This is a genomic window from Bradyrhizobium agreste, assembly GCF_016031625.1.
Classification (GTDB): Bacteria; Pseudomonadota; Alphaproteobacteria; order Rhizobiales; family Xanthobacteraceae; genus Bradyrhizobium; species Bradyrhizobium agreste.
In genome coordinates, this window is sequence record NZ_JACCHP010000035.1 from 64,264 (window position 1) to 88,838 (window position 24,575).

The following is a 24,575-nucleotide window of genomic DNA, read 5'->3' on the forward strand; positions in this document are numbered from 1 at the left end:
GCCGTGGCGTTGCGGCTTGTCCGGGACACGACAGATCCTCGCCAACGGCTATCTTTGCCCGAAGATCGCGCTGCCCACGCGCACATGGGTGGCGCCCAACATGATCGCTGTCGCGAAATCGGCGCTCATGCCCATCGAGAGATTCGTCAAGCCATTGCGCGCGGCGATCTTGGCGGTGAGCGCGAAGTGGGCGGCCGGCGGCTCGTCGACCGGCGGGATGCACATCAATCCGGAGATCGTCAGCCCATAGGTGTCGCGGCAGCTTGCAATGAAGGCATCGGCCTCGCCGGGCGCAACCCCGGCCTTCTGCGGCTCCTCGCCGGTGTTGATCTGAACGAACAGCTGCGGGTGCTTGTTCTGGGATTCGATTTCCTTGGCTAACGCTTGGCAAATGCTCGGACGGTCGACCGAATGGATGGCGTCGAACAGCGCGACCGCCTCTTTCGCCTTGTTGGATTGCAGCGGCCCGATCAGATGCAGCGCGATATCGGGGTAAGCAGATGTTAACGCCGGCCACTTGGCTTTGGCCTCCTGCACCCGATTCTCGCCAAATACGCGTTGTCCGGCGCCGATGACCGGGATAATTGCATCCGCCGCGAACGTCTTGGACACGGCGATCAGCGTGACGGAGGCGCGGTCACGCTGCGCGTCCTTGCAGGCGCGTGCAATTTCGGCTTCGACCCCGGCGAGCGCGTTTGGTGAATCGCCGGCTACCGGCGCGACGTTGGCTTCTGTCATGACGTCTCTTTGGCTGTGACCCGAGCCCGGGTTAGGTCCAATTTTACCGAGTTCAAGAAACAGTTTTTGAACCCTTCGCTTTACCTTGGCCCGCGGGGTGTTTAGCGAAAATGGCAAGCGTCAGTCTCAACCGCAAGCGCGCGAAACTCAAGCAGGTTCTCGGAATCCGGGTGCGGCTTGCGTTGCTCGCGGTGATTCTCGTTACGCCCCTGATGATCGAGCGGATCCGGTCCCTCGAAGACACGCGCGCGCGGCAGATCGCGCAGGCCGCGGCTGAATTCACCATTGTGGCAAGGCACAGCGCCGATGCGCAGCGCGAGGTGATCTCGTCGGTCGAGACCATCCTGAAATCGGAGGCCTTCATCCGCGCCTCCGCAGGCGGCATCAGCAAGAGCTGCGATGTGCTGCGCGCGAGCCTGCCGTCGAACCTTCCCTGGATCCGCACGCTTCTGATCGCCGGCCAGGACGGCCGCATCCAATGCGCCACCAACAACATGTATGTCGGCCTCGATCTCGGTGACCGGCCATACTTCCAGCAGGCCCAGGAAACCGGCCGCTTCGTGCTGAGCGACTTCATCATGTCGCGGCCGGTGCCCTCGCCGACGGTGATGGCGGCTTATCCGGTCTCCGCCTTCAGCGGCGTGGCCGATGCCGTCGTGCTCGCCACCGTCAATCTCGACTGGATGTCGAAGGTCATGAACAATCTGGGCGGCCGCGCCGGCATCACTGCGGTGCTGGTCGACAGCGCGGGCACCGTGCTGGCGGCTCCGGCCGATCAGCACAGCGCGGTCGGCCGGCCGCTCGACAACATGCCGCTGATGTCGGCGATCGCCGACAAGGCGCTGCGCTCCGATCAGGATGAAGATTCGCTGTCCTTCCTCGCCGCCGATGGCTCCCGCCGCGCGGTCAGCTATATCCGCATCGCCGGCACCAATGCCCGGCTGATCGCCAGCATCGACGAGGACAAGGTGTCCGCCGCGGTCAGCCGCGACATCCGCACCGCCTATCTGCAGCTCGCCTTCGTCCTCATGTTCGTCCTGCTCGGCGCGCTTATCGCCGCCGAAAAGCTCGTGATCAAGCCGATCGAGATGCTCGCCGACATGGCCAAGCGGCTCGGCGAAGGCGACCTGTCGGCCCGCGCCGCGCGCAATCGCCTGCCCGCCGAGTTCGTGCCGCTGGCCCGCGCGTTCAACGCGATGGCCGCGCAGCTGAGCCAGCGCGAGCGCGAGCTGATCGCAAGCAACGACCGCCTGACGGTGATGGCTTCGATCGACATGCTGTCCGGTCTCGCCAACCGCCGCGGTTTCCAGAGCCGGCTGGATTTCGAATGGATGCGCGCGCAGCAATATGGCAGCGAGCTGGCGCTTCTGATGATCGACGTCGATCATTTCAAGCTGTTCAACGACACCTATGGCCATCTCGAAGGCGATTCCTGCCTGACGCGGCTCGGCGAATCGCTGTCCGGCATCGCCGCCGACACGATGGGCTTCGCAGCCCGTTACGGCGGCGAGGAGTTCTGCCTGCTGCTGCCGAACACCGACGTGACGCGCGCCGTCGAGATCGGCGAGCAGGTGCGTTCGGCCGTGCTGAGGCTCTGTCTGCCGCACATCACCTCGAACCACATGATCGTCACGGTCTCGATCGGCGTCGCCGCGACCAAGCCGAACGAGACCCTGCGCCCAGGCGACCTGATCGAAGCCGCCGACGCCGCGCTCTACGCCGCCAAGCACCGCGGCCGCAACAATGTGGTCGAGCACGGCGTGCAGGCCATCGAGATGGGAGCGGCGGAGATGATGATTGCGGCGGGCTGAGCAAGCGCCTCGTCCTTCGAGACGCCGCTCACGCCGCTCCTCAGGGCGAGGCTCATCAGCATCGAGCCTGTTTAACCTGCTGCAGCACACTCCTGTCCTCATCCTGAGGAGCCCGCCACAGCGGGCGTCTCGAAGGATGGCTGCAGGAGAAATTTGCTAGCCCGCCGCCCCGGCCCGCTCGAGCTCGATCTCCGTCACCACACGATTACGACCGCCCCCCTTGGCGAGATAGAGCGCGCGGTCGCAACGTTCGATGAGATCCGCGATCGTCTCGCCGGCCCGATATTGCGCCACGCCGATCGACACGCTGATGCTGGGCAGGGTCTCGCCGGTCGAACGACGCGTGATCGTGGCTTCGGCGATCGCGCGCCTGATGCGTTCGGCGATCTCGGCGCAAGCGGCCAGATCGGCGTCCGGCAGCACCGCGATCAGCTCCTCGCCGCCATAGCGGGCCGGCAGATCCTGCGCGCGAACCTTCTCGCGCAGCACCTTGGCCATCAGGCGCAGCACCTGGTCGCCGACACCGTGGCCGAAATTGTCGTTGAACGACTTGAAGTGGTCGATGTCGAGCATCAGCACGCTGAGCGGCTCGCCCCATTCCGCGGTCGTCTGCGCCTTGCGCAGGAATTCGTCGAGGGCCCGCCGGTTCGCCAGCCCCGTCAGCGTGTCGGTCCGGGCGCGCTGCTCGGACCGCGACAGCGAATCGCGAATCACGTCGAGCTCGCGGGTCTTTTCCGCAAAGCCCGCCTCCAGCCGCGTCGCCCGCGTGGCCGCCCGCGCCAGCTCGTTCATGAGCTGGGCAACCAGCAGCTTTGGATCGACGCCGGCCTTGCCCTGGTCGGCCACCTGACTGATGACCTGCATCTGCGAATGATTGTCGGCGATCGCCGTTGCCAGAAACTCCTGCGCCGCCCCCATCAGGGCCTGCAGCCGCTCGGAGGTGTCGACCACGGCGGCGCTCACCCTGGGCGCGACATAGGTCTCGAACAGATCCTGATTGGTTTTGGCGTCGAAGGGACGATTGTGGTCGATCAGGAGATCGATCGCATTACGCAGATCGTCATGGCTGCCCGCGAAATACTGGAACCAGACCGCAAAATTGGCCGGGGTCGGGGCAATCCGCTGTTCGGCCATGCTCCGCATCGCCCGCCCGGCGACGGACGCGGCATAGTCGTAATCGGGATCGTCGAAGCTGGAATCCATTTTCGGTAACGCGGCCTTATTGGGCCGCAAATTGGCACTGACCCCTTAATCACACCCCAACGCGGGCCCTCGTAGTTATGCGGAGGCCGCGTCAAAGTTCCAGATCGCGGCAACCCATTGACCCCCCGAGGTCTTCTATGGCCTAGTCCGCCGTCTTGAGACGGCCGAACCACGAAAACCCAACGATTCCATGACCTCCGAACGCTATAACGCCCGCGACGCCGAACCGCGCTGGCAACGCCTCTGGGACGAGCAGGCGATCTTCGTCTCCAGGAACGACGATCCGCGGCCGAAATATTACGTGCTCGAGATGTTCCCCTACCCGTCCGGGCGCATCCATATCGGCCACGTCCGGAATTACACGCTCGGCGACGTGCTGGCCCGCTTCATGCGCGCCAAGGGGTTCAACGTGCTGCATCCGATGGGTTGGGATGCTTTCGGGCTGCCGGCCGAGAATGCCGCGATCGAGCGCAAGGTCGCCCCGAAGGCCTGGACCTACGACAACATCGCCGCGATGAAGAAGCAGCTCCGCTCGATCGGGCTGTCGCTGGATTGGTCGAGGGAGATCGCGACCTGCGATCCCTCCTATTACAAGCACCAGCAGAAGATGTTCCTGGACTTCCTGCGCGCCGGGCTTGCCGAGCGCGAGAAGCGCAAGGTGAACTGGGACCCGGTCGACATGACCGTGCTCGCCAACGAGCAGGTGATCGACGGCCGCGGCTGGCGTTCGGGCGCCGTGGTCGAGCAGCGCGAGATGAACCAGTGGGTCTTCAAGATCACGAAATACTCGCAGGAGCTCTTGAGCGCGCTGGACGGGCTGGACCGCTGGCCCGACAAGGTGCGGCTGATGCAGCGCAACTGGATCGGCCGCTCCGAGGGCCTGTTGATCCGCTTCGCGCTGGATGCGGCGACGACGCCGGCCGGCGAGAGCGAGCTGAAGATTTTCACGACGCGGCCGGACACGCTGTTCGGCGCCAAGTTCATGGCGATCTCGGCCGATCATCCGCTGGCGCAAGCGGCAGCGGCGAAGAACCCGAAGCTTGCCGAGTTCATCGCCGAGATCAAAAAGATCGGCACCGCACAGGAGATCATCGACACCGCGGAGAAGCAGGGTTTCGACACGGGCATCCGCGCGGTGCATCCGTTCGATCCCTCCTGGAAGCTGCCGGTCTATGTCGCCAACTTCGTGCTGATGGAATACGGCACCGGCGCGATCTTCGGCTGCCCCGCGCACGACCAACGCGACCTCGACTTCGTCAACAAGTACAATCTCGGCAACACGCCCGTCGTATGCCCGGAAGGCCAGGACCCGAGGAGCTTCGTCATCACCGACACCGCCTATGACGGTGACGGCCGCATGATCAATTCGCGCTTCCTCGACGGCATGACCATCGAGCAGGCGAAGGAAGAGGTGGCGAAGCGGCTCGAGACCGAGCTGCGCGGCAATGCGCCGGTCGGCGAGCGCCAGGTCAATTTCCGCCTGCGCGACTGGGGCATTTCGCGCCAGCGCTATTGGGGCTGCCCGATTCCCGTCATTCACTGTCCAAAGTGCGACGTGGTGCCGGTGCCGGATGCCGACCTGCCCGTGAAGCTGCCTGACGATGCGACCTTCGACAGGCCGGGCAACGCGCTCGATCATCATCCGAGCTGGAAGCACGTCACCTGCCCGCAATGCGGCGGCAAGGCCCAACGCGAAACCGACACCATGGACACGTTCGTGGACTCGTCCTGGTATTTTGCGCGCTTCACCGATCCCTGGAACGAGACCGCGCCGACGACGCCTGCGGTCGCCAACCGGATGCTGCCGGTCGACCAATATATCGGCGGCGTCGAGCACGCGATCCTGCATCTGCTCTACAGCCGCTTTTTCACCCGCGCGATGAAAGCGACGGGGCACGTCGCGCTGGACGAGCCGTTCGCCGGCATGTTCACGCAAGGCATGGTGGTGCACGAGACCTACCAGAGGGCCGACGGCACCTATGTGCAGCCGGCCGAGGTGAAGGTCGAGGTCGGCGGCAACGGACGGCGCGCCACTTTGCTGACGACGGGCGAAGACATCACGATCGGTCCGATCGAGAAGATGTCAAAGTCGAAGAAGAACACGGTCGACCCCGATGACATCATCGAGACCTACGGCGCCGACGTCGCCCGCTGGTTCATGCTGTCGGACTCCCCGCCCGACCGCGACGTGATCTGGAGCGACGAGCGCGTCCAGGGCGCCTCGCGCTTCGTGCAGCGGCTGTGGCGGCTGGTGAACGATTCCATCGAGCTCGGCAAGGCCGCGCCGGCGGCCCGGCCGGCCAGCTTCGGCCCGGACGCCACCGCCTTGCGGAAGGCCGCCCACGGCGCGCTGGACAAAGTCACCACCGGCATCGAGCGGCTGCACTTCAACGTTTGCCTCGCCCATATCCGCGAATTCACCAATGCATTCTCGGAGGTGCTCCAGCGCCCCGGCCAGCCCGCCCCGGATCTCGCCTGGGCGATCCAGGAGGCCAGCCGGATCCTGGTCCAGCTGTTCTCGCCGATGATGCCGCATCTGGCCGAGGAGTGCTGGCAGGTTCTGGGCCAGAAGGGCCTGGTTTCGGAGGCCGATTGGCCGCAAATCGAACGCGATCTGCTGGTTGAAGACAACGTGACCCTGGTGGTCCAGGTCAACGGCAAGAAGCGGGGTGAGGTCACAGTTGCAACAGCGGCCCAAAATCCGGAAATCGAGGCTGCCGTTTTGGCCCTTGATGCGGTAAAGCTGGCCCTGGACGGCAAGTCCGTCCGCAAGGTGATCATCGTCCCCAAGAGGATCGTGAATGTTGTCGGCTAGGATCCGTATCGCAGCCCGCTTGCTGGCAGTGGCCGCGCTGGCGGCACTGACGGCCGGCTGCTTCCAGCCGATGTATGCCGAGCGCAGCGACGGCACCCCCGGCCTGCGCGAGAAGCTGATGGGGGTCGAGTTGCCCCCGATCAGCAAGCCCAACGCCTCCCGCGAGGCCCGCATCGGCGTCGAAATCCGCAACGCGCTTGCCTTCAAGCTTTACGGCACCGCGACGGGCATGCCGCCGACCCACCGGCTCGACATCCGTTTCACCAGCACCCGCTCCTCGCTGATCGTGAGCTCTACGACCGGACTGCCGACCAGCGAAAATCTCGGCATCGATGCCCAGTACAACCTGGTCGACGTCGCAACCGGCAAGTCTGTGATGACCGGCTCGACCTTCTCGCGCGTATCCTATGACATGCCGGGGTCCTATCAGCGCTTCTCGCGCACCCGCGCCGTGCGCGATGCCGAGGATCGCGCCGCCAACGAGATCGCCGAGAACATCACCACCCGGCTCGCCTCGTTCTTCACCGCGGGGACGTAGGTCGTTCCCGTCATTCCGGGGCGCCCAAAAGGGCGAACCCGGAAATCTCGATCTCAAACCTCTGGATTCCGGATTCGCGCTACGCGCGCCCCGGAATGACGATCTGGACCATGGTCGCACTGCGCGGAAAAGAGATCGACGCCTTCCTCGCCCGCCCCGATGCCGGCCGTCCGATCATCCTGCTCTACGGTCCCGATGTCGGCCTGGTGCGCGAGCGCGCCGACGCGCTGATCGCGTCGAGCGTCGACGATCCGAATGACCCGTTCTCGCTTGTCAAGCTCGACGGCGACGAGCTCTCCGCCGAGCCTTCGCGCCTCGTCGACGAAGCCATGACGGTGCCGCTGTTCGGCGGCCGCCGCGCCATCCGCGTTCGCGCCGGCGCGCGCAGCTTTGCCAGCGGCATCGAGACGCTGGCCGAGATGAACGTGAAGGATTGCCGCATCGTGATCGAGGCGGGCGAGCTCCGCCCGGAATCGCCGCTGCGCAAGACCTGCGAGAAGGCCAAGACAGCGGTCGCGATCGGCTGTTATCCCGACACCGAGCGCGATCTTGCCAAGCTGATGGAAGACGAGCTGCGCACCGCGAACTTGCGGATCGCGCAGGATGCCCGCGCGGCACTGATGTCGTTCCTCGGCGGCGACCGCCAGGCCTCGCGCAACGAGCTGCGCAAGCTGACGCTCTACGCCCACGGCAAGGGCGAGGTCACGCTGGATGACGTCATGGCCGTGGTCGCCGATGCCTCGGAGCTGAAACTCGATCCGATCGTCGACGGCGCCTTCGCCGGGCGGCCCGACATCGTCGAGACCGAGTTTGCAAAGGCGATGATCGCCGGGACCTATCCCGGCGTGATCATCTCGGCCGCGCAGCGCCAGGCCGCGTGGCTGCACAAATCCGCGCTGGCGATTGCGGACGGCACGCCTGCCTCCGCCGTGCTCGACGGCGGCTTTCCGCGCCTGCATTTTTCACGAAAGCCCGCGGTCGAAACCGCGCTGCGCAATTTCAGCCCGGCGCGGCTCGCCGCGATCATCGAGCAGCTGGCAACCGCCGCGCTCGACACGCGCAAGCACTCCACCCTCGCCGCCGCCATCGCCCAGCGCGCGCTGATGGCGATCGCCGCGAATGCAAAGCGGCGGGGCTAGGTCTCCGCTCTCTCCACGTCATTGCGAGCGCAGCGAAGCAATCCAGAATCCCCTCCGCGGAAAGATTCTGGATTGCTTCGTCGCAAGTGCTCCACGCAATGACGGCGCTGATGGAGATGCGCACCAATGCCAGAGCGAAAGCTAATTCCGTCATCCTGAGGTGCGAGTGGCACGATGCTACGCATCGTGCCGGAAGCCTCGAAGGATGAACGGCCGAGATGCAGCCGGGCCGTCGCCCTTCGAGGGCCGCTGAAGAAGCGGCCGCCTCAAGGTGACGGAGATGGAGTTGGTGCGTCTACACCGCGCCCTTGGCCAGCCGCTTCATCACCTCGTCGAGCTGATCGAGGTTGCGGTAGCTGATCTGCACCGAGCCGCCGGGGTCGCGGTGACTGACCGTGACCTTGAGGCCGAGCGCGTCGCTGACGCGCTTCTCCAGATCGATCGTGTCGGGGTCCTTCTCCTTGCCCCCGCTGGCGCGCGCCTTCTGCGGCTTGCGCTCCGGCACGCCCTCCTCGTGCGCGAGCGCCTCGGCCTGGCGGACGTTGAGACCTTCCTCGACGATGCGCTTGGCGGCGGCGAGCGGATCGGGCACGCCGATCAAGGCGCGGGCGTGGCCGGCCGTCAGCTCGCCGGTCGCAATGAAGGCCTGCACCTCGGCCGGCAGCTTGGTCAGTCGCATCATGTTGGCGACGTGGCTGCGGCTCTTGCCGACGACCTTGGCGATGTCCTCCTGACTGCGTTTGAACTCGTTGGCGAGCGCGTGATAGCCCTGCGCCTCTTCCATCGGATTGAGGTCCTCGCGCTGCACGTTCTCGACGATCGCAAATTCCAGCGCATCGCTGTCGCTGATGTCGACCGGAACGATCGGCACCTCGTGCAGGCCGGCCATCTGCGAGGCGCGCCAGCGCCGTTCGCCGGCGATGATCTCGTAGCGATCCTGCGCGCCCTTCACCGGACGCACCACGATCGGCTGGATCACGCCGTGCTGCTTGATGGAGTCGGAGAGCTCCTTCAGCTCGGTATCCGAAAAGGTACGGCGCGGGTTGCGCGGATTGGCCTTGATGAATTCGATCGGCACCTTGCGCTGTGCGCGCGGACGATCGACATGCTGAGCCTCGCCGCCGACATCACCGATCAGACTTGCAAGACCCCGGCCCAGTCGCGAACGCGCTTCGTCGGCCATCGCCAGCTCCCTTGGATTCACGGTGCAGCACTCCAGAACTGAATTTCAAAACTTGTAGGATGCGTAGAACGCAGCGAAACCCATCGCTGTCCGTGCACGTGATGATGGGTTTCGCTGCGCTCTACCCATCCTACGGATCAACGTCGCGTCAATGCGTCGTGCGCAGCTCGCGCTCGCGCTGGATCACTTCGGTGGCGAGGCGCAAATAGGCTTCGCTGCCGACGCATTTGAGATCGTAGACCAGCACCGGCTTGCCGTAGGACGGCGCTTCCGAAATGCGCACGTTGCGCGGGATCATGGTCTTGTAGACTTTCTCTCCCATGAACTGGCGGACGTCGGCGACGACCTGGTTCGACAAATTGTTGCGCGAGTCGAACATGGTCAGCACGATGCCGTGGATCGACAGGTTCGGATTCAGCGTCGAGCGCACCTGCTCCACGGTCTGCAAGAGTTGCGACAGACCTTCGAGCGCGAAGAACTCGCATTGCAGCGGCACCAGGATCGCGTCGGAGGCTGCCATCGCGTTGACCGTGAGCAGGTTGAGCGAGGGCGGGCAGTCGATCAGCACGTAGGTATAGTCGGCATCCGGCGAGACGTTGTTGTTGAGCGCGCCGATCGCGTCGCGCAACTTGAAGGCGCGGCCGGGCGTGGTGCCGAGCTCGAGCTCGAGGCCGGAGAGATCCATGGTCGAGGGCGCGATATGCAGCCGCGGCACCGCGGTCGAGACCACCGCTTCGCGCAAGGCGGCTTCGCCGATCAGCACGTCATAGGTCGAGCAGGAGCGGTTGCGGCGATCGATGCCGAGGCCGGTCGAGGCGTTGCCCTGGGGATCGAGATCGACGATCAGGACGCGCTCGCCGATCGCCGCGAGCGCCGTGCCCAGGTTGATCGCTGTGGTTGTTTTCCCCACGCCGCCCTTTTGATTCGCCAACGCGAGGATGCGCGGATGGCCATGGGGGACCTCGTCGGTCTTTTGCGCCGTCTGCTCTTGCTGCGGTTCGTCAATTACGCTCATCGCAATTCCCCACTCACCCCTCAACGCCTCAGCTGCGCCGTTCAGCGGCATTGAGCTCCACGATCCAACCGTCGCCTGTGCGGCTTTGGTGGAGCTGCGGCCGAATATTCCAATATTTAGCGGCTTCGGTCAATTCAGCCTCTACATCTTGACCCTTGAGAAATAGCGCCTTTGCGCCTTGGCGCAGCAGCGGCTCCGCAAAGCCGATGAGTTGATGTAGCGGAGCCAGCGCACGCGCGGTGACGCAATCGACGGGGCCGGTGATTCTATCCACATTATCCCCGATCTCAGCGAGATGTACGACTCCCGGAGACGTGGTGACGCGGATTGCTTCGCGCAAAAAGGCGGCCTTCTTGGCGATTCGCTCGACGAGATGGACGCTCGCACCAGGTTTGCCGGCCATGGCGCAGGCGAGCACGACGCCGGGAAATCCGCCGCCGCTGCCCAGATCAGCCCAGCGTTTTGCGGCCGGGGCGAGATCGACCAGCTGGAGCGAGTCGGCGATGTGCCGCGTCCAGAGCTGCGGCAAGGTCGATGGCGCGACGAGATTGGTCTTGGCCTGCCACGCCCTGAGCAGCGCGATGTAGCGATCAAGCCGCTCCTCGGTTTCACGTGAAACGGGAGCGAGCTTGAGGGCGGCGATCTTGTCAGCGGCGATGATGGAATCGAGCGCCTTGTCGTTGGCCGCGGCCTTGCTGATCTTCGGGCTGGCCGCCCCAGGTTCAGTTCCAAGTTCAGTTCGCCGCCCGGCGCCCTCACCCGCTCTGGGGCGTCGCGATGGCGGTCGATCTCCGCCTGATCCGCGTTGTTTCACGTGAAAGGCCTATGCGATTGGCTTATGCAATTGCCTTGGAAATCTTCCGTGCCTCCCGGCGCAGATAGGCGGCGAGAATGCCGAGCGCTGCCGGCGTCATCCCGTCGATCCGGCCGGCCTGGCCGACGGTGAACGGTCGTGCCTTCTCCAGCTTGGCGCGCACCTCATTAGAGAGACCGGGAACGAGCTGGTAATCGACATCCGCCAGCACCATTCCCTCGTCGCGCCGGAAGGCTTCGACATCGGCGCTCTGGCGTTCCAGGTAGACGTCGTACTTGGCATCGATCTCGAGATGGGTCGCGATGACGGGATCGATGGCCGACAGCTCCGGCCAGATCGCGCGGACCTGGCTCCAGCCGATCTCCGGATAGGCCATCAGATCGAACGCCGAACGGCGCTGGCCATCCCGGTTCAACGACAGCCCGTGCTTGATCGCCTCGTTCGGTGTGATGGTCAGGGACTTCGACAGCGTCCGGGCGGCATTCAGGGCCTCCATCTTGGCGCGGTGATGCCTGATACGGGCGCTGCCGACACATCCCAGAGCGATCCCTTTCTCCGTCAGACGCTGGTCCGCATTGTCGGCCCGTAGGGTCAGCCGGTACTCGGCCCTGGAGGTGAACATCCGATAGGGCTCGCTGATCCCGCGGGTCACGAGGTCGTCGATCATCACGCCGAGATAGCCGTCCGCACGGTCGAACACGGTGAGCGCGGCGCCGCTGGCTGAGAGCGCGGCATTCAGGCCGGCGACGATGCCCTGCCCGGCGGCTTCCTCATATCCGGTGGTGCCGTTGATCTGCCCGGCCAAGAACAGCCCGCGCAGGCGCTTGGTCTGGAGGGTCGGATCGAGCTCGCGGGGATCAATGTGGTCGTATTCGATGGCGTAGCCGGGGCGGACCATCTTCACCCGCTCCAGGCCGGGAATGCTGGCGAGGATTGCGAGCTGGACCTCCTCCGGCAACGAGGTCGAGATGCCGTTGGGGTAGACGGTGCTATCATCGAGCCCTTCCGGCTCCAGGAAGATCTGGTGGCCGTCGCGATCGCCGAAGCGGACGATCTTGTCTTCGATCGAGGGGCAATAACGCGGTCCGGAGCTCTTGATCTGCCCGGAGTACATCGGGGAGCGGTGAACGTTCGCCCGGATCACCTCATGGGTCGCCGGCGTGGTCCGGGTGATCCCGCACTGGATCTGTGGCGTCGTGATCCGCTCCGTCATCACCGAGAACGGCTCCGGTGGCTCGTCGCCGGGCTGCATCTCGACTGCCGACCAGTCGATCGTGGTGCCGTCGAGACGCGGCGGCGTCCCGGTCTTGAGACGCCCAAGGGTGAAGCCGGCGCGTTCGAAGGAGCCGGAAAGGCCCAGCGCAGGTGCCTCCCCGACGCGTCCGGCGGGCCAGTTCTTCTCACCGAGATGGATTAGTCCGCGGAGAAAGGTGCCGGTGGTGACAACCACGGCCCCTGCCCGAAGCTCCCGGCCGTCGGCCAGGCGCAGCCCGGTCACCCGGTTATCGACCACCACCAGCTCGTCTGCTTCGCCCTCAATGACGGAAAGGCCTTCGGTCTGGTGGATCGCCGCCTGCATCGCAGCCGCATAGAGCTTGCGGTCGGCCTGCGCCCGCGGCCCGCGGACCGCAGGGCCTTTCCGGCGATTGAGGACACGAAACTGGATGCCGCCGGCATCGCCCACACGGCCCATCAGGCCGTCGAGCGCATCGACCTCGCGGACCAGATGTCCTTTGCCGAGCCCGCCGATGGCGGGATTGCAGGACATCGCGCCGACGGTGGAGAAACGGTGCGTCACCAGAGCGGTCGTTGCCCCTATCCGAGCGGCGGCAGCCGCAGCCTCACAGCCGGCGTGGCCGCCGCCGATGACGATGACGTCGAAACTTGCTCGAGCTGGTCGCATGGGCGGACTTCTAGCTCAGCGGCGCCAAAGCCGGAAGTGGAAACTCGGTAGCGGCGTTTCACGTGAAACAGCAATGCAGGTCGGGAGCATTTTCGTGAAAAACAAACCCCATGCACAGTAGGAGGTGCGTTGATTCGGTTGATGTTTCACGTGAAACCAAAGGTCGCGACAAGCGAAAGTGCGCTGCCTCTCTTACTTGTACTTGCGGGAGAGGGTTGGGGAGAGGGTGTTTCCGCAATGGGACAATCCCCGAGAGGAGAAAGCCCTCTCTCGGCGCTTCGCGCCGACTTCTCCCGCAAGCGGGAGAGGTGAACAACCCCACGGCGGAATCGATTCAACCTAAAGCCATCCCGCGCTAGGGATCCATCCCCGCGCCTGTTTCACGTGAAGCGGAAGAAATGGAACAAGCGCTAGTTCTACAATGAAGAACTAGGCCTACTTTCCGATGCAGAATTTCTGGAAGATTGCCCCAAGGACGTCCTCGACGTCCACTCGGCCCAAAAGCCGGCCCAAGGCATAGGCGGCCGCCCGTAGCTCTTCGGCGGCGAGTTCCTCGCCGTGTTCTACAAGGTCCAGACTCCGGCGCAAGCAGTCTGAGGCACGGGTCAATAACTCGCGCTGGCGGGCCCGGGTCACCATGGCGCCCTCGGTAGTTCCGAAGAACTCCGAAGCAAACTTCACCAGTGCGTCGACCAGCTCGGGGATGCCGTCGCCCCGGCTTGCCGAGATCCTGAACTCGCCGATCGGCCTGGCTCCTCCGACCTTGTCGACCTTGTCGAGATCGATCTTGTTGCGCACGATCCAGACCGAGCCGCCGGACGAAGCAGCACCGTCCGCGGATGTCCCGCGCCAGCGCATTGTATCGGGATCGACGGCTTGCCCGCCCTCCACCAACCACAAGACCAGATCCGCGTCCCCGGCCCGCGCGCGGGCCCGGCGCACGCCTTCCTGCTCGACCGGATCGTCGCTCTCGCGAATACCCGCGGTGTCGATCACGGTGACGGGATAGCCATCGAGATCGAGCTGCACCTCGATCACGTCGCGCGTGGTGCCGGCATGCGGCGAGACGATCGCGACCTCGCGGCGCGCGAGCTGGTTGATCAGCGTCGACTTGCCGACATTCGGCTCGCCGGCGATGGCCACCACGAGGCCCTCGCGAAGCCGTTCAGAATGTCCCTGTGCCGCAAGTACTTTTGTGATCTCATCATGCAGCGCTTTGATCGCCTTCACCGCCGGCGCTCTTAGCTCCGCCGGCACATCGCCTTCATCGGAAAAATCGATGCCGGCCTCGATCAGGGCGGAGGCCTCGATGATGCGCTCGCGCCAGTCGCGCGCTCGGTCGCCGAGCAACCCCTGTAATTGGCGCAGCGCCTGGCGGCGCTGGCGGTCGGTGTCGGCGTGGATGAGATCGTCGAGGCCCTCGGCCTCGGTGAGGTCGATCTTGCCATTCTCGAAGGCGCGGCGGGTGAACTCACCGGGCTCAGCCGCGCGCGTATTCGGGATATCGGAAATTGCAGCGAGGAGTGCCGCCAGCACCGCCCGGCCGCCATGGACGTGAAATTCGGCGATGTCCTCGCCGGTGGCGCTGGCCGGTCCGGGAAACCAGAGCACGACCGCGTCGTCGATGGGCTGGCCTGCGCCGTCCCGGAGCAGCCGGCGGCTCGCCTGTCGCGCCGCCGGCTGCCGGCCCGCGAGCGTCGTCAGCACCAGGCCGGCTTGCGCGCCGGAGACGCGGACCACGGCGATCGCGCTGGGTGCCCGGCCGGATGACAGCGCAAAAATGGTCTGGTCGCGCGGATGCATGGCCTATTTGTCCGGCTGCCGCCGAAAACGCAAACATCCGTTTTTACGATCCAGCCAACCGCGTTTTGCTGCGCTAGATTCCGCAGTAATCGAATATTGCAGCGCAATATCGTCGCAGCATTTGCTGCACCTAGCCTGATCGCGGGCGCAGAGACGCGAACCCGAATTCAAGGATTTAATTTTGAATATCAACGGATTAATGGAGATCCAAGATCCGGCGCGCCGGCTGTCTTTCGTGCTGCACCTTTGCTGCAGCAAAGCTGCAACAAAAAAAGGGCGCCCAAAGGCGCCCTTCAACAATTGCTGCAGTGCACTCAGGTGTTCATGGAGTCGAAGAACTCCGAATTGCTCTTGGTCGAGCGCAGCTTGTCGAGCAGGAAGTCGATCGCATCCATCGTACCCATCGGATTGAGTATGCGGCGGAGCACGTACATCTTCTTGAGCACCTGCGGATCGGTGATGAGCTCCTCCTTGCGGGTGCCGGAGCGCGAGATATCGATCGCCGGGAAGGTGCGCTTGTCCGACACCTTGCGGTCCAGGATCAGCTCCGAGTTACCGGTGCCCTTGAACTCTTCGAAGATGACTTCGTCCATGCGGCTGCCGGTATCGACCAGCGCGGTTGCGATGATGGTCAGCGAGCCGCCCTCCTCGATGTTGCGGGCCGCGCCGAAGAAGCGCTTCGGGCGCTGCAGCGCATTGGCATCGACACCGCCGGTCAACACCTTGCCGGATGACGGCACCACGGTGTTGTAGGCGCGGCCGAGACGCGTGATCGAATCGAGCAGGATCACGACATCGCGGCCATGCTCGACCAGGCGTTTTGCTTTTTCGATCACCATCTCGGCGACCTGAACGTGGCGCACCGCCGGCTCGTCGAAGGTCGAGGACACCACCTCGCCCTTCACCGAGCGCTGCATGTCCGTGACTTCTTCCGGACGCTCGTCGATCAAGAGCACGATCAGATAGCATTCGGGATGATTGTGGGTAATCGAATGCGCGATGTTCTGCATCAGCACGGTTTTACCGGTGCGCGGCGGCGCCACGATCAGCGCACGCTGGCCCTTGCCGATGGGTGCGACGATGTCGATCACGCGTGCAGACAGGTCTTTGCGCGTGGGATCGTCGATCTCCATGCGGAAACGCTGATTCGGAAACAGCGGCGTGAGGTTGTCGAAATTGACCTTGTGCTTGGCCTTTTCCGGGTCTTCGAAATTGAGCGTGTTGACCTTCAGCAGCGCGAAGTAGCGCTCGCCCTCTTTCGGGCTGCGGATGTGACCTTCGATGGTGTCGCCGGTGCGCAAGCCGAAACGGCGGATCTGCGAGGGCGAAACGTAGATGTCGTCCGGACCCGGCAGATAATTCGCATCCGGCGAGCGGAGGAAGCCGAAGCCGTCGGAGAGCACCTCGACGACGCCCTCGCCGACGATATCGGTCTCTGCGAGCGAGAGCTGCTTGAGAATGGCGAACAGCAGCTCCTGCTTGCGCATGGTGCTGGCATTTTCGACCCCGTTCTCTTCCGCGAACGAGACCAGCTCGGCCGGGGTTTTCGACTTAAGGTCCTGAAGTTTGATTTCCCGCATTGGGGTGGTCCTGTGGGGTAGCCTGAAAAAGAGGGGGTGCGAGGAGGCTCTGAAATGCGGACGCGAGCAGGTGCAGGTAAGGTCCGCAGGTCTGGCAAGGTGAGCGCCGGTGAGGCTTCAAACCTGATGCGGTGTCCGGCCTCTGGAAGGCTCGGACACAACCACATCCGCCTGCGTTGGGTGGGATATCGATAATATAGAAAATCGCTCAACGCTCCGCAAGCCGAAGCGCTGAGCTAATCGGCACGCGGTCTGCCTAGAACGGCTTCACGATCACCATGATGACGATGAAAATCATCAGGACGGTCGGCACCTCGTTGATAATTCGATAGAATTTCTGACTTCGCGGGCGCCGATCGGCGGCAAAATCCTTGACCCAGCGGGAAAAAAAGCCGTGGACCGCCGAGAGCACCAGGACCAGTGCCAGTTTGACGTGCAGCCAGCCGAACGAAAACCAATGGCCGGACCAGGCGAGAAAGAGCCCGGCGAGCCAGGTGACCATCATGGCGGGATTGATGATCGCCTTGAGCAGCCGGCGTTCCATGACCTTGAACGTCTCCGACTGCTTCGAGCCGATCTCGACCTCGCAGTGATAGACGAACAGCCGTGGCAGATAGAGCATGCCGGCCATCCAGGAGATGACGGCGATCACGTGCAGCGCCTTGATCCAGAGATAGACGTCTTCGAACATTTTCGGGGGTCCGGCTCGCTGCCAGTCGGGGAACGCTGGGGATAGTAAGAACTCGTTAAGGTCTTACCGCGCACACATATCCGTACGCAGCGCCTTCCTCAAATCTAGAATCTTAGATTCTTAAGGTTTGAGTCTATGTGACCGTGGATTGGACTCACGCAATTCCGTCCGCGCGTTCACGCGCGCTTGTTCACATCCATCCACATATTCCGGACAGCATCAGGCGACTTCCGATAAGTCAGTCGGCTTCAAAGGCTTGCGCGTTTGTATCGGCAGCTTATCAAGGGACTTGTCCGCGCAATCCCGCTTCCTTCTCGGCGGGGCGCCGGACTTGTCCTGACCGGCAGTGGTGTGAAGAAAATCACGCCTTGTCCCGCCCCTGGTGTCGCGCATCCCTTTCCGAGAGGTTAAGCTCCACAGAAATCCACAAACCACCCCAACGAAATTCAAAGGGTTTTTGTGCCGACCTCGAACAATTATTTCCATCTCCACCTGGTCTCGGACTCCACGGGTGAGACGCTCATCACCGTCGCGCGCGCGGTCGCGGCTCAATACGCCAACGTGACGCCGGTCGAGCACGTTTATCCGCTGGTGCGCAGCCAGAAGCAGCTCGATCGCGTGCTCGACGAGATCGAGGAAGCGCCGGGCATCGTGCTGTTCACGCTGCTCGAGAAGGACCTGGTCGCGAGACTCGAGGACAAGTGCAAGCAGATCAATGTTCCGAGCCTGTCGATCATCGGGCCGGTGATGCAGCTGTTCGAGGCCTATCTGGGAGCAGCGACCACCGGCCGTGTCGGCGCCCAGCACGTGCTCAATGCCGAATATTTCAAACGCATCGACGCCTTGAACTACACGATGATCCATGACGACGGTCAGCATGTCGAAGGTCTCGACGAGGCCGACGTGGTTCTTGTCGGGGTCTCCCGGACCTCGAAGACACCGACATCGATCTATCTCGCCAATCGCGGCATTCGCACCGCCAACGTGCCGCTGGTGCCGGGCATTCCGGTGCCCCCGCAATTGGAGACGCTGACGCGGCCGCTGGTGGTCAGCCTGCACGCGACGCCGGAACGCCTGATTCAGATCCGGCAGAATCGCCTGCTGTCCATGGGCGCCGAGTCCGGCAGCCGCAGCGACACCTACACCGACAGGCAATCGGTCACCGAGGAGGTCGCGTTCGCGCGCAAGCTGAGCGCCAAGCATGACTGGCCGCTGCTGGACGTCACGCGCCGCTCCATCGAGGAAACCGCGGCGGCGATCATGAAGCTGTATAGCGATCGCCAGCGCAACCGGCCGTCCGAGTAAGTGTCGCCGATGAGTCTGTGGCGCGGCAAAAGTCCGTTAATCCTGGCCTCGCAAAGCAGCGCGCGCAAAATGCTGCTGGCCAATGCCGGGCTCGCATTCGAAGCCGTCACCGCTGATATCGACGAGCGCGGCATCCAGGCCGCGTCAAAGCTCTCCAACCCGCGCGAGATCGCCCTGCTCCTGGCCCGCGAAAAGGCCAAGGCTGTATCTGCCGGTCGTCCCGGAAGCTATGTGATCGGCGCCGACCAGACGCTGGCGCTCGGAATGCGTCTCTTCAACAAGCCGACAGGACGCGCGCAGGCGCTGCTGCAATTGCGCGATCTCGCCGGTCAGACGCACGAGCTGAATTCCGCCGTAGTCTTGGCGCAGGATGGCAGGATCCTCTTCGAGCACGTTTCCGTGGCGCGCATGACCATGCGGGACATGACCGAAGCCGAGCTCTCGGCCTATCTCGACGCCGCCGGCGATGCCGTCACGACCAGCGTCGGCGCCTATCAGCTCGAGGGCCTCGGTATCCATCTGTTCAAGCGCATCGAGGGCGACCATTTCACCATTCTCGGCCTGCCGCTGCTGCCGCTGCTTGCGTATCTGCGCAGCGAGCAGCTAATTGCGGTGTGAATGCCAGAGAAGGCTGGGTGCTTGATGCGGATTCTCGGACTGACCGGCTCGATCGGGATGGGAAAATCCACCACCGCGAAATTGTTCGCGGAGGCCGGCGTCCCCGTCTACGACGCCGATGCCGCCGTGCATCAGCTCTATGAGGGCGAGGCTGCCCCTGCGATCGAGGCCGCCTTCCCCGGCACCACCGCGAACGGCAAGGTCGACCGGCAAAAACTGTCGGCGCGCGTCGTGCACGACCCCGCCGCCATCAAGCAGCTCGAGCAGATCGTCCATCCGATGCTCGGCGCGTCCCGGCAGAAATTCTTTGCCGACGCCGAGGCCGCCAAGGCGCCGGTCGTGGTGCTGGACATCCCGCTGCTGTTCGAGACCGGCGGCGAGAAGCGGGTCGATGCCGTGGTCGTGGTCTCGACCTCGCCGGAGCTGCAGCGCCAGCGTGTGCTGGCGCGCGGCACGATGGACGAGGCCAAGCTCGATGCCATCATCGCCAAGCAGATGCCGGATGCCGAGAAGCGCAAGCGGGCCGATTTCGTGGTGGATACCTCGCACGGACTTGATCCGGTGCGCGCCCAAATCGCGCACATCCTGGCCGAGGTCGTTAAGATGCCGCAACGGCGGGCCTGATTCGCCGCCTCACACGGCATCCAAAAGACATGCGCGAAATCGTCCTCGACACCGAAACCACCGGCCTCGATCCGCTGCGCGGCGATCGGTTGGTTGAGATCGGCTGCGTCGAGATCTTCAACCGCATGCCGACCGGACAGACCTATCACGTCTACATCAACCCCGAGCGGGACATGCCGGCGGAAGCGTTTGCAGTGCACGGATTGTCGTCGGAATTCCTGGCGACCAAGCCGCTGTTCCACGAGGTCGCCGACGACTTTCTCGCGTTCATCGGCGACGCCCCGCTGGTGATCCACAACGCCTCGTTCGACATCGGCTTCATCAACGCCGAGCTCGACCGCATCAAGCGCGCTGCGATCCCGCGCGAGCGCCTGGTCGATACGCTGCTGCTGGCGCGCCGCAAGCACCCCGGCGTGTCCAACCGGCTGGACGATCTCTGCTCGCGCTATGCGATCGACAATTCACACCGCACCAAGCACGGCGCGCTGCTGGACGCCGAGCTGCTCGCCGAAGTCTATGTCGATCTGGTCGGAGCGCGGCAGTCGCAGCTGCTGCTGGCCTCGGACACCGAGGAGATCAGGGTCAGTAGCGCCGGCGATGCGCCGCGGCGGCAGCGTCCGGTGCCGCTCGCGCAGCGGATTTCCGAAGCCGAGCGCGAGGCCCATCGGGCCTTCATCGCAACGCTGGGCGACAAGGCGATCTGGAACGAGTACCTGCCCGCTCCAGCCGCGCTGGCGGCGGCTCAGGCCTGACCGGCCTGCCCCTGAGCGGCCATTTGCCGCTCCATGTTCTGGCGGTAGAGACCGACGAAGTCGACCGGGTCCAGCATCAGGGGCGGGAACCCGCCGTCGCGCACCGCGGTCGCGATGATCTCGCGCGCGAACGGGAACAAGAGCCGCGGGCACTCGATCATGACCAGCGGGTGCAGGTTCTCCTTGGGCACGTTCACGATCCGGAACACGCCGGCATAGGCGAGCTCGAACGAGAACATCACCTTACCTGCGGTCTCGGCCTTGCCCTCGACCGACAACGTCACCTCGAATTCCTGTTCGCTGAGATTGTTGGCGCTGACGTTGATCTGGATGTTGATCTGCGGCGGCTGGCTCTGCTGCTGCAGCGAGCTCGGAGCGTTGGGATTTTCGAACGAGAGGTCCTTGGTGTATTGCGCCAGCACGTTGAGCTGGGGAGCCTGAGCCGCCTCGGGAGGGGTGCCGTTACCGTTGGTCATGAAAGTGTCTCCTTACCCGATTGGGGCTGAATTTCGCGGCGGTTGGCTAACATAGGGCCGGCTCGTTCCACAAGGACGAACGGTCCCGGATCGGGAATTCGGGCCGCGCCCGCGCCTTGGACGTTGATCCTGCCTTTTCCGCGAAATTTCGCCTTAAACGTTTGAAGATGCGCGATTTCCCGGGCAGGATCGGGTTTCCCCTTAAGCATAAAACGCGCTACACTTGGTGCTGTGCCAAAAGGCGCCATTGGCCGGGCCAGATTTCGTGCCTACATCCCACGGACCTGACGTGGACCTAAAATGGTGATGTAGACTTGCCGTTTCCGTTGGGAACGGTCTACTGGCCGGATTGATTTTCCCGGCAACGAGCCCTGAAAAGACCAGAAAGCGAATACGACGTGGACATCTACACCATCATATTCCTGGCGCTGGCCGTCTTCATCTTCTTGCGGCTGCGTAGCGTGCTGGGGCAGCGCACGGGCAACGAGCGGCCGCCGTTCGATCGCACCGCCGCCCGCAACGCGCTGGGAGGTGCCCAGGACAACAACGTCGTGACCATGCCGGGCAAGGTGATCGACCAGGCGCCGCTGGCGCCGACGGCCGAGCCGACCGCGCCGGCCGATCGCTGGAAGGAACTGGCCGAGCCGGGCACCGCGCTGGCGCAGGGCCTCGATGCCATCGTCGAGAAGGATTCCAGCTTCGACCCGCGCCATTTCCTTTCGGGCGCCCGCGGCGCCTACGAGATGATCGTGCTGGCCTTCGCCAATGGCGACCGCCGCGCGCTGCGCGATCTGCTGTCGTCGGACGTCTATGACAGCTTCGACGCCGCGATTAGGGAACGCGAGAAGAACGAGCAGAAGACCGAGACGCGTTTCGTGTCGATCGACAAGGCCGAGCTCGTCGGCGCCGAGTTGCGCGATCGCAACGCGCAGCTCACCGTGCGCTTCGTCTCGCAGATGATCTCGGCCACCCGCGACAAGGCCGGCAACATCGTCGACGGCAGCGCCGACACGGTCGCCGACATCACCGATATCTGGACTTTCGCCCGCGACACCTCCTCTCGCGATCCGAACTGGAAGCTGGTTGGCACCGGAAGCGCGAATTAAGATCTTTCTGAAGAACGGCGCCACGGCGCTTTGCGCGGGCGCCGTCGTGCTGTCGTCGTTTTCGCTCGGTGCCGAGGCGGCGCGGCGTCACTATCGCAGCCACCACCATCACCTGCCGCAAGTGCCTGCCGCTCCGCCGCGGCCCTTGCCCTATCCGCAGCTCTCCCTGCCGTTCGAAATTCCCGGCGCGCAATATCTGCCGCTGGCCTGGGCGGACGTGAAGGGGTGGGGCGACGACAATCATCTCGCGGCGTACAAGACCTTCCGCGCCAGCTGCAAACCGATCAATGCGCAGAACGGCGCAGCCGAACCCAAGGGGGAATCAAAGGCGGAACCGAAGGCTTTGGGCACCGCGCTGAGCGAGCCTTGCCGGGTCGCCAAAACGCTCGATCTCACCGACGACGGCAAAGCGAAAACCTTCTTCGAGGAGAATTTCACGCCGCTGCGGATCTCGCGGCTCGGCGAGCCCGACGGTTTCGTCACCGGCTATTACGAGCCGGTGCTGGAGGGGTCGCGGACGCAGACCGATGTCTACAACGTGCCGGTCTATCGCCGTCCCTCGAACCTGTTCGTGCGCGGCTACAAGCAGGATTCGGTCAGCCTGCCCAACAAGGGCCCGGTCTATCGCAAGATCGGTCGCCGCAAGCTGGTGCCCTATTACGACCGCGGCGAAATCGAGGACGGCAAGATCGCCGGCCGCGGCCTCGAGATCGCGTGGCTGAAGGATCCGACCGATCTGTTGTTCGCCCAGATCCAGGGCTCGGCACGGATCAAGTTCGAGGACGGCAGCTCGGTTCGGCTCAATTACGACGCCTATAACGGCTATCCCTACACGGCGGTCGGTCGCATCCTGATCGAACGCGGCATCATCCCGAAAGAGGAGATGTCGATGCAGAAGATCAGGGAGTGGATGGCGCAGAACCCAGACGGCGCCAAGGAGCTGCGGCGCGCGAACCGTGCCTACGTCTTCTTCCGCGAGGTCAATCTCTCCGACAAGGACGAGGCGGTGGGCGCGCAAGGCATTCCGCTGACCGCGGGGCGCTCGATCGCGGTCGACAAATCGCTGCATGTCTACGGCACGCCGTTCTTCATCGAGGGCGAGCTGCCGATCGAAAACGAACGCGCCAAGACGCCGTTCCGCCGGCTGATGATCGCGCAGGATACCGGCTCGGCCATCATCGGTCCTGCGCGGGCCGATCTGTTTTTCGGCGCCGGCGCGGATGCCGGGCGCGTCTCCGGCCGGCTGCGCCACCCCATGCAATTCGTGATGCTGGTGCCGAAGAGCCTCGATCCTGCCCCGCGCGCGGCGAAGCTGCCGATCCCGGATCCGAGGCCGTCGGAGAAGATCGCAAAGCTGTTTCCGCAAACCGATCCGGCAAAGACCGGCACGCCTGTTGCCGCGGCGGCGCAAGGCAAGAACGAAACAGTCGCCGTCGCGGGCCCCGTTCCGCTGCCGGTGCCGCGTCCGGCGATCGAGCCTGCCCCTGAGCCGCGCCGTTCGGCGAAGAATCGTCCTCATCGGCCGCAATGAGACGACCGTCCCGTCCGCCCGTGCTGGAGCCTCGCCCCTCGCCGCGCCGTCGCGCGCTGAGCGAGGACGAGCGCGAGCTGTGGGATCTCGTCGCAAGGCATGTCAAGCCGCTGCGCAAGCAGCGCGCGGGCAAGGCGCATGCCACCCCGCGCGCCGAGTCGTCGGCCGCGACCCAGGTGACGAGCCCTTCGCCACCGCCAAGGCCGGTTGCCGCTGCAACCGCGCCGCGCGCCGCCAAGCCGTCGATCCCGCCGCTTGCGCCGCTCGGCAAGCGCGAGCGGACGAAGCTGTCGCGCGGCCGCCGCGAGATCGAGGCGCGGCTCGATCTGCACGGCATGACCCAGACGCGCGCCCATCGCGCGCTGGCCCGCTTCCTGCACCGCGCCCATCAGGACGGCCTCACCTTCGTGCTCGTCATCACGGGCAAGGGACGCAGCGGCGGCGAAAGCGGCGTGCTCCGCCGCCAGGTGCCGGAATGGCTCAGCCTGCCGGAATTCCGCGCCTTCGTCGTCGGCTTCGAGGAAGCCGCGATCGGCCATGGCGGCGAGGGGGCGCTGTATGTGCGGATCAGGCGGGCGCGCGGGTAGTGGCACGATGCACTGGGCCCGACGTATCCCCGAAGAAGCTGCGTTCCCTCCCCCTTGTGGGCTACCGGATTCACAGATCACCTCCGGGGATCATTAGCTTTGCACCGCGCTTCATGGCCTGGAACTCGAGCCAGCCCTCGAGCATGACGATCGGGCCTGGCTTGCCGTAATAGCCGGTCCATCCGCCGAGGCGCGCGCAGACCCAAGCTGCGCGCGCCAGTGATCCCTTCGGATGGGGATTTTTCTGTCGCTCCGTCTTGCCTTCAAGTTGAGCGCAACAGGCTTCCAGCAGGGGAACGTCCTCGGGCTCGAATGCATCGCTCAGGGGCCGCAGAGGCCCTGG

The 24,575-nt window shown here is 64.4% G+C and carries 21 protein-coding genes and 1 pseudogene; 11 read left to right on the forward strand and 11 right to left on the reverse strand.

The window, feature by feature from the left end; genetic code table 11:
• Window positions 1–48: 48 nt before the first annotated feature.
• The gene (locus HZZ13_RS34235; protein WP_197963865.1) at window positions 49–738 is read right to left on the reverse strand and encodes a YggS family pyridoxal phosphate-dependent enzyme; all 690 of its coding nucleotides are present in this window, start codon (window positions 736–738) and stop codon (window positions 49–51) included.
• A gap of 110 nt (window positions 739–848) precedes the next feature.
• On the opposite strand from HZZ13_RS34235, the gene HZZ13_RS34240 reads away from it, so the two are divergent.
• Window positions 849–2,549: a diguanylate cyclase domain-containing protein gene (locus HZZ13_RS34240; protein ID WP_197963848.1), complete on the forward strand. Its 1,701-nt coding sequence runs from the start codon at window positions 849–851 to the stop codon at window positions 2,547–2,549.
• A gap of 156 nt (window positions 2,550–2,705) precedes the next feature.
• On the opposite strand, the gene HZZ13_RS34245 is transcribed toward HZZ13_RS34240, so the two are convergent.
• Entirely contained in the window at window positions 2,706–3,752 is a 1,047-nt protein-coding gene (locus tag HZZ13_RS34245; protein WP_197963849.1) for a GGDEF domain-containing protein, read from the reverse strand.
• Window positions 3,753–3,942: 190 nt separating this feature from the next.
• Between HZZ13_RS34245 and leuS the strand changes: the two genes are divergently transcribed.
• The 3 genes from leuS (at window position 3,943) to holA (ending at window position 8,244) form a co-directional block, all read left to right on the forward strand.
• A complete protein-coding gene (gene leuS, locus HZZ13_RS34250) occupies window positions 3,943–6,567 on the forward strand; it encodes a leucine--tRNA ligase (protein WP_197963850.1) in 2,625 nt (874 codons plus the stop codon).
• Window positions 6,554–7,105 carry an LPS assembly lipoprotein LptE gene (gene lptE, locus HZZ13_RS34255; RefSeq protein ID WP_197963851.1) on the forward strand — a complete coding sequence of 184 codons (552 nt, stop codon included), beginning with the start codon at window positions 6,554–6,556 and terminating at the stop codon, window positions 7,103–7,105. Before leuS ends, lptE begins: the two co-directional genes overlap by 14 nt.
• Window positions 7,106–7,215: 110 nt before the next feature.
• A complete protein-coding gene (holA, locus tag HZZ13_RS34260) occupies window positions 7,216–8,244 on the forward strand; it encodes a DNA polymerase III subunit delta (RefSeq protein WP_197963866.1) in 1,029 nt (342 codons plus the stop codon).
• Between the two features lie 295 nt (window positions 8,245–8,539).
• On the opposite strand, the gene HZZ13_RS34265 is transcribed toward holA, so the two are convergent.
• The 7 genes from HZZ13_RS34265 to hemJ all read right to left on the reverse strand — a co-directional run bounded on the left by HZZ13_RS34265 (window position 8,540) and on the right by hemJ (window position 17,233).
• Window positions 8,540–9,427 (reverse strand): ParB/RepB/Spo0J family partition protein, encoded by an 888-nt coding sequence (locus HZZ13_RS34265; protein WP_197963852.1) that lies wholly within the window; start codon window positions 9,425–9,427, stop codon window positions 8,540–8,542.
• A 148-nt stretch (window positions 9,428–9,575) separates the two neighbouring features.
• Entirely contained in the window at window positions 9,576–10,442 is an 867-nt protein-coding gene (locus HZZ13_RS34270) for a ParA family protein (protein WP_025033064.1), read from the reverse strand.
• A 28-nt stretch (window positions 10,443–10,470) separates the two neighbouring features.
• A complete protein-coding gene (gene rsmG, locus HZZ13_RS34275; RefSeq protein ID WP_376707094.1) occupies window positions 10,471–11,142 on the reverse strand; it encodes a 16S rRNA (guanine(527)-N(7))-methyltransferase RsmG in 672 nt (223 codons plus the stop codon).
• A 136-nt stretch (window positions 11,143–11,278) separates the two neighbouring features.
• Window positions 11,279–13,159, reverse strand: a complete 1,881-nt coding sequence (mnmG, locus tag HZZ13_RS34280) for a tRNA uridine-5-carboxymethylaminomethyl(34) synthesis enzyme MnmG (protein ID WP_197963854.1) — start codon at window positions 13,157–13,159, stop codon at window positions 11,279–11,281.
• 435 nt (window positions 13,160–13,594) lie between these two features.
• Window positions 13,595–14,962 (reverse strand): tRNA uridine-5-carboxymethylaminomethyl(34) synthesis GTPase MnmE, encoded by a 1,368-nt coding sequence (gene mnmE, locus HZZ13_RS34285; protein WP_197963855.1) that lies wholly within the window; start codon window positions 14,960–14,962, stop codon window positions 13,595–13,597.
• Between the two features lie 314 nt (window positions 14,963–15,276).
• Window positions 15,277–16,542, reverse strand: coding sequence for a transcription termination factor Rho (rho, locus tag HZZ13_RS34290; protein WP_011083462.1), 1,266 nt, complete (start codon window positions 16,540–16,542; stop codon window positions 15,277–15,279).
• 256 nt (window positions 16,543–16,798) lie between these two features.
• Window positions 16,799–17,233, reverse strand: a complete 435-nt coding sequence (gene hemJ / locus HZZ13_RS34295; RefSeq protein WP_197963856.1) for a protoporphyrinogen oxidase HemJ — start codon at window positions 17,231–17,233, stop codon at window positions 16,799–16,801.
• A 459-nt stretch (window positions 17,234–17,692) separates the two neighbouring features.
• Here hemJ and HZZ13_RS34300 point away from each other — a divergent pair, with 459 nt between their 5' ends.
• From HZZ13_RS34300 to dnaQ, 4 genes are read left to right on the forward strand one after another with little or no spacing between them, the layout of a single operon-like run.
• Window positions 17,693–18,538: a pyruvate, water dikinase regulatory protein gene (locus tag HZZ13_RS34300; protein ID WP_025033059.1), complete on the forward strand. Its 846-nt coding sequence runs from the start codon at window positions 17,693–17,695 to the stop codon at window positions 18,536–18,538.
• A gap of 9 nt (window positions 18,539–18,547) precedes the next feature.
• On the forward strand, window positions 18,548–19,156 hold the full coding sequence (locus tag HZZ13_RS34305) for a Maf family nucleotide pyrophosphatase (protein ID WP_197963857.1): 609 nt from the start codon (window positions 18,548–18,550) through the stop codon (window positions 19,154–19,156).
• Window positions 19,157–19,180: 24 nt separating this feature from the next.
• Window positions 19,181–19,780, forward strand: a complete 600-nt coding sequence (coaE, locus tag HZZ13_RS34310; RefSeq protein ID WP_197954104.1) for a dephospho-CoA kinase — start codon at window positions 19,181–19,183, stop codon at window positions 19,778–19,780.
• 29 nt (window positions 19,781–19,809) lie between these two features.
• Complete coding sequence (gene dnaQ / locus HZZ13_RS34315) at window positions 19,810–20,532, forward strand: DNA polymerase III subunit epsilon (RefSeq protein WP_197963858.1); 723 nt, start codon at window positions 19,810–19,812, stop codon at window positions 20,530–20,532.
• Here the strand turns inward: dnaQ and secB are convergent.
• Entirely contained in the window at window positions 20,523–21,008 is a 486-nt protein-coding gene (secB, locus tag HZZ13_RS34320) for a protein-export chaperone SecB (protein ID WP_197963859.1), read from the reverse strand. The two genes, dnaQ and secB, sit on opposite strands and share 10 nt — an antisense overlap.
• A gap of 398 nt (window positions 21,009–21,406) precedes the next feature.
• On the opposite strand from secB, the gene HZZ13_RS34325 reads away from it, so the two are divergent.
• From HZZ13_RS34325 to HZZ13_RS34335, 3 genes are read left to right on the forward strand one after another with little or no spacing between them, the layout of a single operon-like run.
• On the forward strand, window positions 21,407–22,114 hold the full coding sequence (locus tag HZZ13_RS34325; RefSeq protein WP_197963860.1) for a Tim44/TimA family putative adaptor protein: 708 nt from the start codon (window positions 21,407–21,409) through the stop codon (window positions 22,112–22,114).
• The gene (gene mltA / locus HZZ13_RS34330) at window positions 22,092–23,645 is read left to right on the forward strand and encodes a murein transglycosylase A (RefSeq protein ID WP_197963861.1); all 1,554 of its coding nucleotides are present in this window, start codon (window positions 22,092–22,094) and stop codon (window positions 23,643–23,645) included. Before HZZ13_RS34325 ends, mltA begins: the two co-directional genes overlap by 23 nt.
• Window positions 23,642–24,232, forward strand: a complete 591-nt coding sequence (locus HZZ13_RS34335; protein WP_197963862.1) for a Smr/MutS family protein — start codon at window positions 23,642–23,644, stop codon at window positions 24,230–24,232. The genes mltA and HZZ13_RS34335 overlap by 4 nt, the downstream gene beginning before the upstream one ends.
• Before the next feature lie 70 nt (window positions 24,233–24,302).
• On the opposite strand, the pseudogene HZZ13_RS34340 reads toward HZZ13_RS34335, so the two are convergent.
• Window positions 24,303–24,575 (reverse strand): annotated as a pseudogene (locus HZZ13_RS34340) (IS4 family transposase); the annotation flags it as partial.

Excerpts from the sequence above, each read along its gene's own strand:
- HZZ13_RS34235 (WP_197963865.1), bottom strand. The coding sequence starts at position 738 with ATGACAGAAGCCAACGTCGCGCCGGTAGCCGGCGATTCACCAAACGCG.
- HZZ13_RS34240 (WP_197963848.1), top strand. The coding sequence starts at position 849 with ATGGCAAGCGTCAGTCTCAACCGCAAGCGCGCGAAACTCAAGCAGGTT.
- HZZ13_RS34245 (WP_197963849.1), bottom strand. The coding sequence starts at position 3,752 with ATGGATTCCAGCTTCGACGATCCCGATTACGACTATGCCGCGTCCGTC.
- leuS (WP_197963850.1), top strand. The coding sequence starts at position 3,943 with ATGACCTCCGAACGCTATAACGCCCGCGACGCCGAACCGCGCTGGCAA.
- lptE (WP_197963851.1), top strand. The coding sequence starts at position 6,554 with ATGTTGTCGGCTAGGATCCGTATCGCAGCCCGCTTGCTGGCAGTGGCC.
- holA (WP_197963866.1), top strand. The coding sequence starts at position 7,216 with ATGGTCGCACTGCGCGGAAAAGAGATCGACGCCTTCCTCGCCCGCCCC.
- HZZ13_RS34265 (WP_197963852.1), bottom strand. The coding sequence starts at position 9,427 with ATGGCCGACGAAGCGCGTTCGCGACTGGGCCGGGGTCTTGCAAGTCTG.
- HZZ13_RS34270 (WP_025033064.1), bottom strand. The coding sequence starts at position 10,442 with ATGAGCGTAATTGACGAACCGCAGCAAGAGCAGACGGCGCAAAAGACC.
- mnmG (WP_197963854.1), bottom strand. The coding sequence starts at position 13,159 with ATGCGACCAGCTCGAGCAAGTTTCGACGTCATCGTCATCGGCGGCGGC.
- mnmE (WP_197963855.1), bottom strand. The coding sequence starts at position 14,962 with ATGCATCCGCGCGACCAGACCATTTTTGCGCTGTCATCCGGCCGGGCA.
- rho (WP_011083462.1), bottom strand. The coding sequence starts at position 16,542 with ATGCGGGAAATCAAACTTCAGGACCTTAAGTCGAAAACCCCGGCCGAG.
- hemJ (WP_197963856.1), bottom strand. The coding sequence starts at position 17,233 with ATGTTCGAAGACGTCTATCTCTGGATCAAGGCGCTGCACGTGATCGCC.
- HZZ13_RS34305 (WP_197963857.1), top strand. The coding sequence starts at position 18,548 with ATGAGTCTGTGGCGCGGCAAAAGTCCGTTAATCCTGGCCTCGCAAAGC.
- coaE (WP_197954104.1), top strand. The coding sequence starts at position 19,181 with ATGCGGATTCTCGGACTGACCGGCTCGATCGGGATGGGAAAATCCACC.
- dnaQ (WP_197963858.1), top strand. The coding sequence starts at position 19,810 with ATGCGCGAAATCGTCCTCGACACCGAAACCACCGGCCTCGATCCGCTG.
- secB (WP_197963859.1), bottom strand. The coding sequence starts at position 21,008 with ATGACCAACGGTAACGGCACCCCTCCCGAGGCGGCTCAGGCTCCCCAG.
- HZZ13_RS34335 (WP_197963862.1), top strand. The coding sequence starts at position 23,642 with ATGAGACGACCGTCCCGTCCGCCCGTGCTGGAGCCTCGCCCCTCGCCG.